The sequence below is a fragment of the Marinobacter sp. MBR-105 genome (genome assembly GCF_053628895.1).
Map to the genome: position 1 here is coordinate 40,653 of NZ_JBRJHG010000014.1, position 12,013 is coordinate 52,665.

The 12,013-nt window shown below is 58.1% G+C and carries 16 protein-coding genes; 10 read left to right on the forward strand and 6 right to left on the reverse strand.

Translation table 11 applies throughout. The features are described 5' to 3' along the window. The first annotated feature begins 5 nt into the window (after nt 1–5). The 7 genes from ACSSVV_RS15650 (at nt 6) to ACSSVV_RS15680 (ending at nt 5,078) form a co-directional block, all read left to right on the forward strand. Nucleotides 6–353, forward strand: a complete 348-nt coding sequence (locus tag ACSSVV_RS15650) for a Na+/H+ antiporter subunit C (RefSeq protein ID WP_011786301.1) — start codon at nt 6–8, stop codon at nt 351–353. Continuing rightward, nucleotides 350–1,864 carry a Na+/H+ antiporter subunit D gene (locus tag ACSSVV_RS15655; RefSeq protein WP_023009138.1) on the forward strand — a complete coding sequence of 505 codons (1,515 nt, stop codon included), beginning with the start codon at nt 350–352 and terminating at the stop codon, nt 1,862–1,864. Before ACSSVV_RS15650 ends, ACSSVV_RS15655 begins: the two co-directional genes overlap by 4 nt. Then, nucleotides 1,861–2,334, forward strand: a complete 474-nt coding sequence (locus ACSSVV_RS15660; RefSeq protein WP_011786303.1) for a Na+/H+ antiporter subunit E — start codon at nt 1,861–1,863, stop codon at nt 2,332–2,334. The genes ACSSVV_RS15655 and ACSSVV_RS15660 overlap by 4 nt, the downstream gene beginning before the upstream one ends. A 10-nt stretch (nt 2,335–2,344) precedes the next feature. Further along, complete coding sequence (locus ACSSVV_RS15665; RefSeq protein WP_011786304.1) at nt 2,345–2,617, forward strand: monovalent cation/H+ antiporter complex subunit F; 273 nt, start codon at nt 2,345–2,347, stop codon at nt 2,615–2,617. Continuing rightward, a complete protein-coding gene (mnhG, locus tag ACSSVV_RS15670; RefSeq protein ID WP_023011159.1) occupies nt 2,610–3,020 on the forward strand; it encodes a monovalent cation/H(+) antiporter subunit G in 411 nt (136 codons plus the stop codon). The genes ACSSVV_RS15665 and mnhG overlap by 8 nt, the downstream gene beginning before the upstream one ends. Before the next feature lie 66 nt (nt 3,021–3,086). Then, nucleotides 3,087–3,368, forward strand: coding sequence for a pyrimidine/purine nucleoside phosphorylase (gene ppnP / locus ACSSVV_RS15675; RefSeq protein ID WP_011786306.1), 282 nt, complete (start codon nt 3,087–3,089; stop codon nt 3,366–3,368). Nucleotides 3,369–3,431: 63 nt separating this feature from the next. Continuing rightward, nucleotides 3,432–5,078, forward strand: a complete 1,647-nt coding sequence (locus ACSSVV_RS15680) for a fatty acid--CoA ligase (protein ID WP_023011160.1) — start codon at nt 3,432–3,434, stop codon at nt 5,076–5,078. 83 nt (nt 5,079–5,161) lie between these two features. On the opposite strand, the gene ACSSVV_RS15685 is transcribed toward ACSSVV_RS15680, so the two are convergent. The 4 genes from ACSSVV_RS15685 to ACSSVV_RS15700 form a co-directional block, all read right to left on the reverse strand. Further along, nucleotides 5,162–6,415, reverse strand: a complete 1,254-nt coding sequence (locus tag ACSSVV_RS15685; protein ID WP_023011161.1) for a D-amino acid dehydrogenase — start codon at nt 6,413–6,415, stop codon at nt 5,162–5,164. A 42-nt stretch (nt 6,416–6,457) separates the two neighbouring features. Continuing rightward, a complete protein-coding gene (locus tag ACSSVV_RS15690; RefSeq protein ID WP_023009141.1) occupies nt 6,458–6,817 on the reverse strand; it encodes a translation initiation factor Sui1 in 360 nt (119 codons plus the stop codon). Nucleotides 6,818–6,837: 20 nt separating this feature from the next. Beyond that, on the reverse strand, nt 6,838–7,365 hold the full coding sequence (locus tag ACSSVV_RS15695) for a DUF4136 domain-containing protein (RefSeq protein WP_011786310.1): 528 nt from the start codon (nt 7,363–7,365) through the stop codon (nt 6,838–6,840). Nucleotides 7,366–7,436: 71 nt separating this feature from the next. Beyond that, complete coding sequence (locus ACSSVV_RS15700; RefSeq protein WP_454106524.1) at nt 7,437–8,042, reverse strand: IMPACT family protein; 606 nt, start codon at nt 8,040–8,042, stop codon at nt 7,437–7,439. Between the two features lie 10 nt (nt 8,043–8,052). Between ACSSVV_RS15700 and ACSSVV_RS15705 the strand changes: the two genes are divergently transcribed. Next, nucleotides 8,053–8,259: a hypothetical protein gene (locus ACSSVV_RS15705; protein ID WP_224849769.1), complete on the forward strand. Its 207-nt coding sequence runs from the start codon at nt 8,053–8,055 to the stop codon at nt 8,257–8,259. Here the strand turns inward: ACSSVV_RS15705 and ACSSVV_RS15710 are convergent. Continuing rightward, nucleotides 8,236–9,555 (reverse strand): sensor histidine kinase, encoded by a 1,320-nt coding sequence (locus ACSSVV_RS15710; RefSeq protein WP_454106525.1) that lies wholly within the window; start codon nt 9,553–9,555, stop codon nt 8,236–8,238. The genes ACSSVV_RS15705 and ACSSVV_RS15710 overlap by 24 nt on opposite strands. Then, nucleotides 9,552–10,238 (reverse strand): response regulator transcription factor, encoded by a 687-nt coding sequence (locus ACSSVV_RS15715; protein WP_014422229.1) that lies wholly within the window; start codon nt 10,236–10,238, stop codon nt 9,552–9,554. The genes ACSSVV_RS15710 and ACSSVV_RS15715 overlap by 4 nt, the downstream gene beginning before the upstream one ends. A gap of 166 nt (nt 10,239–10,404) precedes the next feature. On the opposite strand from ACSSVV_RS15715, the gene ACSSVV_RS15720 reads away from it, so the two are divergent. Together ACSSVV_RS15720 and ACSSVV_RS15725 are read left to right on the forward strand one after the other, a co-directional pair. After that, entirely contained in the window at nt 10,405–10,764 is a 360-nt protein-coding gene (locus ACSSVV_RS15720; RefSeq protein WP_454106526.1) for a hypothetical protein, read from the forward strand. A 58-nt stretch (nt 10,765–10,822) separates the two neighbouring features. Then, the gene (locus ACSSVV_RS15725) at nt 10,823–11,989 is read left to right on the forward strand and encodes a GNAT family N-acetyltransferase (RefSeq protein WP_454106527.1); all 1,167 of its coding nucleotides are present in this window, start codon (nt 10,823–10,825) and stop codon (nt 11,987–11,989) included. Nucleotides 11,990–12,013 lie beyond the last annotated feature (24 nt).

Genomic DNA, 12,013 nt, shown 5'->3' on the forward strand with positions numbered 1-12,013 from the left:
TCGCTATGGAAAGCCTGATGGCCCTTGTGGTTGGTGTCTTGTTCGCGGCCAGTATCTACATGATGCTCAGACGCTCCATCGTGAAAATCGTTATTGGCCTGATCATTCTGAGCAATGCGGCAAACCTGCTGATTTTTGTGGTGTCGGGTCTAACCCGGGGCGCACCTCCGCTGATAGCCGACGGCGCGAAGCAGATGGCTGGAACGGTGGCAGATCCGTTACCCCAGGCCCTCATCCTTACGGCTATCGTGATCGCGTTCAGCGTTCTGGCCTTTGCGGTGGTTCTGATCCGCCGGGCATACGAAGTTGTGGGCACCGATGATCTGGACAAGATGAAGGATACCGACACTTGAACCTGGAAGTTGTTCTCCCGATTCTGATCCCCCTGACCGCCGGCGCCCTGTCCCTGGCGCTGTGGCGCTCGGTTCAGCTGCAACGCCTGGTTGGCGTGGTAGCCACCGCTCTTTTGCTGGCCGCCAGCATCTGGCTGATGCGCTCAACCATCGACAAAGGCTTTCTGGTGGTTGAAATGGGCAGCTGGCCGGCGCCGTTCAGCATTGTGCTGGTGGCGGACATCCTCAGCGCCATCATGATTGTGCTGACTGGCATTATCGGGCTCGCCATCGCCATCTACTCCCTGGCTTCAACGCCTCCGGGCCACGAAAGGTTCGGCTACTACCCGCTGATGCACCTGTTGCTTGCCGGGGTCGCTGGTGCCTTCCTGACCGGCGATATTTTCAACCTCTTCGTCTGGTTTGAGGTCATGCTGCTGGCCTCCTTTGCCCTGCTCACCCTCGGTGGCGAGCGTGCCCAGATGGAAGGCGCCATCAAATACGTTACCCTGAACCTGTTTTCATCGGCCCTATTCCTGTCAGCCGTCGGCCTGCTGTACGGCATGGTGGGCACCCTCAACATGGCGGATATCGCCCAGAAGGTAAGCCGGGTTGATGATCCAGGCATGATCACGGTGGTGTCGCTCATGTTCATGGTGTCGTTCGGTATCAAGGCGGCGGCATTCCCACTGTTTTTCTGGCTCCCGGCCTCGTACCACACCCCTCAGGTCGCAGTATCCGCACTGTTTGCGGGATTGCTGACGAAGGTCGGGGTGTATGCGCTCTATCGGGTATTCACACTGATATTCACCCAGGATGTTGAATACACCCACACCATCCTGCTCTGGGCGGCGGCACTGACCATGCTGACCGGTGTACTCGGCGCCGCCGCACAGTTCGAGTTCCGCAGGATTCTGTCCTTCCACATCGTCAGCCAGATCGGCTACATGCTTCTGGGACTAGCCTTGTTTACGCCCCTGGCGCTGATTGGCGGTGTGTTTTACATCATGCATCACATCATCGTTAAAACGAATCTGTTCCTGGTGAGCGGCATCACCTATCGCCTGCTGGGCAGCTATGAGCTGAAAGACCTGGGTGGCGTGTATCGTCAGCGCCCTTACCTGGCGTTACTATTCCTGATTCCGGCCCTGTCGCTGGCAGGTATTCCGCCCTTGTCCGGCTTTTTCGCCAAGTTCGTTGTTGTCCGTGCCACACTGGAATCCAGCGAATATCTTGTCGCAGCGGTCGCCTTGCTCGTGGGCTTGCTGACCCTCTACTCCATGATCAAGATCTGGGCGGAGGTGTTCTGGAAGAAAGTCCCCGAGCACGTTACCGACACCAGACGGCTCAATGGTGACATCAAAGACAAACGCAGTTGGGCCTACTACACCCCGGTGGTCGGGCTTGCGGTGTGCACACTGATTATTGGCCTCTATGGTCAGCCCATTTACGTGCTTGCAGAATCCGCCGCCGAGCAGCTGATGAACCCGCAGCTTTACATAGAAGCGGTTCTGGGAGGGCAACCTGAATGATCGGCCTGTTCTGGAATTTACTGCTGGCTCTGGCCTGGGTAACCCTCACGGGCAGTATCACGGCCATGAACCTGCTGGCAGGTTTTATCTTTGGCTACGTCGCCCTCATGGTGCTGCAGAAACAGGTGCCGGTGTTGAAAGGGTATTCCCGCCGGATTCCCCGTCTCGCCGCTTTCCTGGTGTATTTCCTGAAAGAACTGGTGAAGTCGAATCTGAGGGTCGCCTATGACATCGCAACGCCTGTCTGGCACATGAAGCCGGGGGTGATCGCGTTTCCGCTCCGGGCTGAGACCGATATGGAAATTCTCTTTGTCAGCAGTGTTATCTCTCTCACACCCGGGACCCTGAGCCTGGACGTTTCTGATGATCGAAAGGTGCTGTTTATCCATGCCATGTTTCTTCACGAGGAAGAGCAACTCAGAAACGACCTTAGAGAACTCGAACGCCGAATCCTGAAGGTGACACGCTAGGAGGCCAGTCATGCTGAATGTGGTGATCAATATTGTCTATCTCATGCTGTCACTGGCGTTGCTCTTCGCCTTCATTCGGCTCACCCGGGGGCCATCCCTGCCGGACCGGGTGGTCGCACTGGAGCTGATCGCCTCCATCGTGGTTGGCTACGTGGGTGTGCACGCGATTGATACCGGCGTAGCCAGTTTCCTGGATGTTGCCATTGTTATCGCCCTGACAGCCTTTCTGGCAGCCATCGGCTTCGCCAGATTCGTGGAGCGCGGAGGCGTTAAGAATGATTGAAATACTGGTATCCGTTCTGCTTCTGGCAGGCGCTGCTTTCATGGTACTGGCCGCCATCGGCGTTCTCAGGTTGCCCGATCTCCCCACCCGTATGCACGCCACGACCAAAGCCGGTGCCCTCGGGGCCATGATGACCATGGGTGGCGTGGCGTTCTATTTCGGGGATAGCACCGTGGCCGCTCGCGCCGTTGCCATTGTTATCTTCATTCTTTTGACCGCTCCCATTGCCGCCCATGTCATAGGCCGGGCCGGTTATTTCACCGGCACCAAACTCTGGGCCGGCACCATCAAGGATGAGCTGCAGGAACGATATGACCCGGTTACCCACAAACTCAATAGCGGGCTCGAGGAGCTAAAGCACGGGCAGCCAACCCGAACTGGAAAAGGTACCTCAAACCAATAGTTTGTGATTGGCAGCACAGGAATTTCCAGTATAGTAGGCTGCAAACCATTTCAAGGAATACCAGACATGCTGACAGTCAATGAATACTTCGATGGCAAGGTAAAATCAGTGGCTTTCCAGTCCAGCACACTGCCTGCCACAATCGGTGTTATCAGTGCCGGAGAATACGAATTCGGCACCTCAGAAAAAGAAACCATGACGGTCGTCAGCGGTGAACTGACCGTGCTGCTGCCAGGCCAGCAAGACTGGCAAACCTTCGGCGCCGGCGAGAGCTTTGAGGTAGCGGGGCAAGCAAGCTTCAAAGCAAAAACGGATGCCGATACTGCTTATCTCTGTACCTACGGATAAGCCCCACTCAGCCCGTCTTTCTTACCGTGACAACAAACATAAGCAGAGAAAGAGGACAACAACATGGCACAAACCCGAATTCTCGAACCGGCTGACAATGCCCACCAGTACCAGCTCCTGATCAAGCGGTTGCTGATGTCCGGCCCCCGCTACAACCCGGACCAGGAAATCGTTTACGCCGATCGCAGCAAGTACACCTACAAGGACCTTGTCAAACGCATCCATCGACTTGCCAATGCCCTGACAGACGCCGGTATCAAACCCGGCGATACCGTGGCTGTGATGGATTGGGATACCCCGCGGTACCTGGAGTGTTTCTTTGCGATTCCGATGATTGGCGCCATACTGCACACGGTCAACGTGCGCCTGTCGCCGGAGCAGATCGTTTACACCATGAACCACGCCGAAGACGACGCGGTACTGGTGCACGATGACTTCCTGCCCATCATCGAGGGCGTGAAAGACGAGATCAAAACCGTCAAAACCTGGATTCAGGTAACCGACAGCGACAAGCCGGGCAACGCCTCTTTCGACACCCACGGCGAGTACGAAGCCCTGCTCGCGGGGGCCAGCGACCACTTCGACTTCCCCGATTTCGACGAGAACAGCGTCGCCACCACTTTCTACACCACCGGCACCACCGGTAACCCGAAAGGCGTGTATTTCAGCCACCGCCAGCTGGTACTGCATACGCTTTCCATGGCCGGCAGCATCTCCCATTTCGACGAAATGCCGCTGTTGCGTTCATCGTCGGTGTATATGCCGGTCACGCCCATGTTCCACGTTCACGCCTGGGGCGTGCCTTACGCGGCCACGATGATGGGAATAAAGCAGGTCTATCCCGGTCGCTATGAACCCGAGTTGCTGGTGGATCTGCTCAAGGAGCACAAAGTCAGCTTCTCCCACTGCGTGCCCACCATCATGCAGATGATGATGGCGACCGAGTCCATCAAGACCGCGGACCTGAGCAACTGGCATGTGCTCATCGGTGGCAGCGCCCTGACTAAAGGCCTGTGCGATGCGGGGGCGAAACTGGGCATCAAGATGTTCACCGGCTACGGCATGTCGGAAACCTGCCCGCTGCTGAGCACCACGCACCTCTCCCCGGCGGATCTTGAACTGCCCCTGGAGCAGCAAACCGCAATCCGGGTGAAGACCGGTAAAGCCGTGCCCATGGTGGAACTGGAAATTGTCGATCCTGATGGCAAACCGGTACCCCATGATGGCGAAGCCAAGGGTGAAGTGGTCGCCCGGGCCCCCTGGCTGACCCAGAGCTACTTCAAACAGCCGGACAAAGGCGAGGAACTGTGGCAGGGCGGCTGGTTGCACACCGGCGATGTGGCCTCCATGGAGCCGGATAACACGCTCACGATCAAAGACCGCATCAAGGATGTGATCAAGACCGGGGGCGAATGGCTGTCGTCGCTCGACCTTGAGAACATGATCAGCCAGCACCCGGCCGTTGCCGGGGCTGCGGTCGTGGGTGTGCCCGATGAGAAATGGGGGGAACGGCCCTACGCCCTGATCACCCTGAAGCCCGGAGAATCCATCTCTGAGCAGGATATCAAGCAGCACCTGCAACAGTTTGTCGACAGTGGCGACATCAACAAATGGGCGATTCCCGAGCAGATGCGGTTTGTGGAGGACATCCCGAAGACCAGCGTCGGCAAGATCAACAAGAAACTGATTCGGGATCAGTTGAAGGACTAGGGTCCCGAGAAACCAGAAACGCCGGCGTCCTGGCAACAGACGCCGGCGTTTCTGGTTGTGCGGTTACCTGAATCTTCGGCTGCTCAGAGACCGGAGAAGGTGAAGTCCACCTCGGGACTCCTGCCAGCCACAATATCCGCCAGAGCGGCCGCCGAGCCGCAGGAGTGGGTCCAGCCCAGGGTACCGTGGCCGGTATTCAGGTACAGATTGCTGAAATGGCTCTTACCGATGTAGGGCACATTGGAGGGTGTGGCAGGCCGCAGGCCGGTCCAGAACTCGGCCTGGTCCCAATAACCGGCCTCGGGCATCACTTCCGCAGCCCGGCGGACAATGGCTCGGCAACGGGTAAAGTTCAAGTCGCGACTGTAACCATTCAACTCTGCCGTGCCGGCCACGCGCATTCGGTCTCCCAGGCGCGAGTAAACCAGCTTGTATTCGTCGTCGGTCAGGCTGACGTTAAAGGCCGCTTCTTCGTTTTTCACCGGCACGGTAATGGAATAGCCCTTGGCCGGATAGATATTCAGGAACATCCCGAGCTGGCGGGCAAGTACCGCACTGAAACTGCCCAGGCTCAACACATAGCTGTCCGCCCTCAGGGTGTGGTGTTTGCCGTCTTTCAGTGCCAGCACGCCCAGAATCCGGTCACCCGCCCGATCAAAACCCAGGACTTCGGTGCCATATTCAAAGGCCACCCCTGCTTCTTTACATTTCTCAGCCAGTGCCTGGGTAAATTTACGGGCATCCCCGCTTTCGTCATCGGCGGTGTAAGTGGCGCCGGCAATTCGATGACGGATCGGCTCAAGCGCCGGCTCCAGCTCAACCGCACGGCCGGCATCGATAACCTGACGGTCACAGCCCAGGTCACGCATAATGCGGGAAGGTTCCAGGGCCGCATCAAACTCGGCAGGATTGGTGTAGAAATGCAGAATGCCCTTCGCCAACTGGTCATAATCCAGAGTCAGTTCTTCCCGCAGCGACTGCAGGCAAGAACGGCTGTAGGTGCCGAGATTGACCATCTGGCGGATATTATGGGCGGCTTTGGCGGAGGTACACTGGGCCAGGAACGACAGCGCCCAGCGCCACTGATAGAGGTCGAGCCGCGGCCGGAACAACAGCGGGGCATCCGGTTGGAACAGCCATTTAGCGACTTTCAGGGGCGCCGAGGGATTGGCCCACGGCTCGGCATGGGACACCGACACCTGCCCGCCATTGGCGTAGCTGGTTTCCAGCCCTGACTGGTTCTGGCGGTCGACCACGGTTACCTGGTGCCCCTGTTTCTGCAGGTACCACGCGGTGGTGATACCAACGACGCCTGCCCCAAGTACCGCTATGTGCATGCCTGCCTCCCCTGATTGATCAACTGTGGTGGCTTCAGAACGTTAGCCGCCCGCGCGCTTGACGGTCCAGCCTTCCTGCTCCAGTAACGGCACCAGAATATCTCGCTGGTCGCCCTGTATCTCCACCACTCCGTCTTTTACTGTACCACCTGTACCGCATTTGGCCTTTAGCTGTTTGGCGTAGGCTTTCAGTTCTTTGTCGTCGAGCGGAATACCGGTCACCAGGGTCACGCCCTTGCCTTTGCGCCCCTTTGTCTCCCGGCTGACGCGCACAATACCGTCTCCGACCGGCCTCTGCGCTCCCCGGCAGGTGCAGTCATCCACCGGGTTACGGCACTCCGGGCACATCCGCCCCTGGTCCGTGGAGAACACAAGGCCGCCTTTGCGCTTGTTCATACCCATGGTTACGCCTTTATCTGCAATCAGTTCAGGCCCGGAGGGTATTTGGAAAACATTTCCGAGACAACCTCGTCAATCAGTTTCCGACGGGTTTCCGGCGACTGGTTTTCATTGAGATAGCGCCGGCTCGCGGCTTGCCAGACCACTTCCTCGGTGGTCCGATCAACCATTCTCACCACCAGTTTGCCCTCGGTTACCTCTCGCACCGGTGGCGGCGATGAGAGGCCCCAGCCGAAGTTGCCATGGCCGAACCCGAACCCCAGGCCAACGCCTACCTGCTCAAGCCGTTCCTCTGCCACAATCTGCCAGCTGATCAGAAGATCGGCTTCAGTCTCCGTCACTTTTTTCATCGCCTTCCGGTTCAGCTCGCGCTCTACCGCGTCCCGAACCCGGGCGTCATCCAGCGAGGTGAAACCAGAGTCCTGGGCGTTGCTGGCAAAGGCCCAACTGCTGTAATTGCCAAAAACGGTGGCTGGATTGTAGTCGGTCACCACATTGCTGGCACAGCCGGTTATGGCCAACGCCAAAGCAGCGATCATCATAATACGCATAGGCTTAACTCCGTTGTTCCCATATGTCTCCAGTATACGCGTGCCCAGGGCTACCGGCCTGCCTCAGTCAGTCAGGTTTCAAAACGGTAATCCATCTTCTGGGACTCACAAAAAGCGCTGAAGTCCTGTTGCTGAGCCACAGGCAAGGAAACGCTGGCTGTCACCCGCGTAGTATAGGAAATCGCGTCGATACACCCTTCATGACCGTCGCACCAGTGCCGCAGCGGTTGCTCATCGGCAAACCCGAACTGCACCGTTGCCTGCACACGTGCCTGCTGCACCACGCGGTCAACGGCGGACAAGACACTTTCAGCGGCGCCGGCATAGGCCCGAACCAGGCCACCGGCTCCGAGCTTGATACCACCAAAATAGCGGATAACGATCACCAGCACGTCACCCATATCCTTGTGCTGGATCACGCCCAGAATGGGTTTGCCGGCAGTTCCGGAAGGCTCACCATCATCATTCATGGCAGCCTCGGCCGCAGAGCCGGGCCGGCCGATCTGATACCCCCAGCAGACATGACGGGCATCGGGGAAGTCGCGGTGGGCCTGGTCAACATATGTACGTACGTCGTCCCGGTCACTGACGGGATACACTCGGGCAATAAAGCGGCTTTTCTTCACTTCCGTTTCCCGCTCAAGGTATCCTGCAGGAATCGGGTAATCCTTACTCATGGGCGATCCTATGACGACCGAAGACAACGAACAGACCCAACCCGGGACCGCGGCCCCTGCACGGATACGCAAGGCCGCCTGCGGCATCCGGTTTGATGAGGATGAGCTGCAGGAAGGCATTGATTTTTCTGCCGCCAGCAAGCTGAAACCGGGCAGTGACAACGCACCGGATCAAAGCCCGAGCGCCGATTCCTCAGCCTCCGACAAAGACCGGTAGCTCAAGGGCCACTTCCAGGCCACCCTCGTCCCGGTTGCGGGCACTGATGTGCCCGTCGTGGGCCTGAATGATATCACGGGCAATAGCGAGCCCCAGCCCCCAACCTTTGCCACCACGGGATTTGTCAGCCCGGAAAAACGGCTCAAACAAGTGTTGTAGCAGGTCTTCAGGAGCACCCGGCCCCTCATCAGCGACGATCAAACGGATTCTCTCATTGCCCGTGGACAGAGAGAGCTTCACCGATTTGCCCGGCGGCGTGTGGTCCAGGGCATTTTGCAGCACGTTATCAAACGCACGCTGCAATAAACCACCGTCGCCAAGCACAGACACCGCTTTGCTCTCCTCCGAGGCCACCAGTTTGCACTCCACGCGCTGGTGCTCAGCATAATCGGCGGCATCCTGAAGCACGTGATTGACCAGGACCATCGGCTTGACCGGCTCACGCGCCATATCACCGCCGTTCTCGGACACCCGGTACAGGGTCAGAATCTGGCCGGTCATGGTTTCCAGCCGCTCGTTCTGGCGCAGAATACTGGTCATCAATGCCTCATCGGCGCCGCTGTCCGAAGCCAGTTCAATCGCCACCCGCTGGCGTGCCAGCGGAGTACGAAGATCATGGGAGATATCCCGCAACAGCTGGTTCTGACGATCCAGCAGCTGGCACAGCCGGTCTGTCATACCGTTAAATGCAGTCGCCAACTGGCCCACTTCATCACGGCGCCGAGCAATGCGACCAGCAACCCGCAGCCCAGTATCCCCCCCGGCAATCGCCCGGGCCGTCCCCTCCATGTGTCTCAACGGCCGCGAGACCATTCGCGCAATCCACCAACAGGCCAGGGAGATCAACAGGAACGCCAGCCCCATCTCCACAAACCGGAACATTCTCGGGTCCAGCCAACCATCGCCGCCCATCCGGGGCCAGGCAACTAGCTGATAGCCCTCCTGCAGATCCAGAACAGCTGGCCTGTGGGGGTACCAACCGGACTGGATGCGTTCCCGAATCGCCCGGGGCAGTCGATGCTGGCCCTGCTCCTTTTCGATCAGCATCAGGTGCAAATCCAGGCGTTCACCTTCCGAACGCAAAAAACGCCAGGCATCCCCCCGACCCCGCTGTTCACGAATGACTAGAGCCTCGCGAGCCAGTTCCTGTAAACCCACCTGGCGTTCAATCGCCTGGCGTTCCCGGTCCAACAGATAACGCGAGGCAAGGTGGCTGGCCACCACGGTTACCGCCATGGCCAGCCAGATGGATAGAAAAATCCGCCAGAACAGAGGAAACATGAAACGCTTCATCATGTGGGTATCCGGTAGCTGTATCCCAGTCCTCGCACCGTCTCGATGCGGGGCGGGTCATCATTGCCCAGTTTCTTGCGAAGATTGCTGATGTGCATATCCAGAGTGCGGTCGTAGGCCTCAAGGCGGCGCCCCAGCGCCCACTGCATGAGATCGGTCTTGCGGACCACGCTGCCGGCATGGGCCAGCAACACCTGAAGCACTTCATACTCGGTGCCCGTCAGTTCCAGGGGCGCGTCATTCTGGTAGATGCGGCGCTGACCGGGCTCCACCCGCAAGTCACCATAAGTCCGGCTGGCGTCCACCTCGGTTTTCTGATCCCAGGCGATACGACGAAGCAGGGCCTGAAGCCGCGCCACCAGCTCTCTGGGATTGCAGGGCTTGGGAATGTAATCATCGGCGCCCACTTCAAAGCCGACGATTCGGTCGGTTTCATCGCCACGGGCCGTCAACAGGATCACGGGTAGGTGCGTCTTGCCCCGAAGTTCCCTCAGAACATCCAGACCATTGATATCAGGCAGCATGATATCGAGCACCACAATGTCACAATCCTGGCCCAGAGCGAGAGCCAGTCCATCACGACCATTGGCGGCCTCACGCACACTGAAGCCCTGGCTGGCAAGGTAGCGGGCCAGCAGCTCACGTAACTCATCGTCATCTTCAATCAACAGTACCCGGTTCTGCATCGTCTTCTCTCTGGGATGTGCCGGTCACAGTCTAGCATGGCCATCCTGCAGCGCTGCGGGCGGTCTCCCGGCCTTTACCGAACCTTTACGTAGCCCTGACACCATCTGACGTTGCGTCCGCGTAGCATGGCCATCATCCATTGTGAACAACGACGAGGAAAGACCAATGAAAGTAAAAACCACCCTGTTAACCGCCGGTGTACTGGTGGCAAGTCTGATGGCCGCCAGCCCGGCTGTTCTCGCGGAACGGCACGGCAAACACAACCAGAACGGTAAGTGGGACAAACAGGAACTGTGCGAGAACTTCCGTGAAGGCAAACGCCCCTTTAACCGTGAGGAGCGCCGGGCCGAGAGGGAAACGTATCGGGCAGAAATGGCCGATCGCCTGAAACTGAATGAGGAACAGCGCCAGATCTGGGCGGAGATTCATCAGGAACGACAGGCCAAACAGGAAAAACGCATGAATCAATGGCAGGAAAAAATGCAGCAACGCTGTAGCAACAGTGGGAAGCAAGACAAGGAGTGATCAAATGGCGGGTTCTGGCGTATGGTAGAAGGTATTCGTCAACGACCTGAAACCAACCATGTCAGAAAACGCGCCACGCGAACTCACTCTGGAGACCCGAGCCAGTATTGCCGACATCCCGAAATCGGACTGGCAACGACTGGCGGGGGTCTCCAATCCGTTTCTTCGATACGAATTCTTTCAGGCACTGGAAGAGAGCGGCTGCACCCGCACCGAAACGGGCTGGACCCCCAGCCACCTGGTATTCAAACACGAAGGCCGGATTGTGGGCCTGGCACCCGCCTACCTGAAAACCCACTCCATGGGTGAATATGTGTTCGACTGGTCCTGGGCCGAGGCCTACCAGCGATACGGCCTGCCCTATTATCCAAAGCTGTTGCTCGCCATTCCGTTCACACCGTCTGCCGGACCCCGGCTGCTGCTGGACGCTGAGGTGCGGCGACAGCTGACACCCGAACGCCTGCACGACTTGCTGGATACCCTGACACACCACCTTGGGGCACACTCCTGGCACCTGCTGTTTCCCAACGCCGAGGACCAGAAACTGCTGACGCATGACGATGAACTGCATCGCATCGGCTGCCAATTCCACTGGCACAACCACAACTACCACAGCTTCGACGATTATCTGGCAGCGTTGAATTCCCGCAAGCGTAAATCCATTCGCAAGGAACGCCGGCAAGTGGCGGAACAGGGCATCACTTTTGCCTGCTTCCATGGCAAGGATATTCCAGACCAGGTTCTTGCCGCCTTCTATGTGTTCTACCAGGCCACCTATCTGAAGCGGGGCCAGAGACCATACCTGAACAAACAGTTTTTCGAGTTACTGAGAGAGCAGCTACCCGAGCATATGCACGTGATCATGGCGATCAAACAGGGCGAAATGATCGCCGGGGCCCTGTTTCTGTCGGGGCAAAACGCTCTTTACGGCCGGTACTGGGGCTGTCTGGACGAATACAATCACCTGCATTTCGAGACCTGTTACTATCAGGGCATCGAGCTGGCGCTGGCGCTTGGGCTGACACATTTTGATGCCGGCGCCCAAGGCGAACATAAACTGGTTCGGGGGTTTGAACCGGTGATCACCCATTCCTGGCACGGTATACAGCACCCCGGCTTCCGGGACGCCATTGCCGACTTCACCCGGGAAGAAGCAGAGCAGGTACAAGGGTATTTTGCCGAGGCGGAAACCTTACTGCCGTTTAAACAACAAACACCGCAATAGTCTGTATACTGATTGACCAGGACG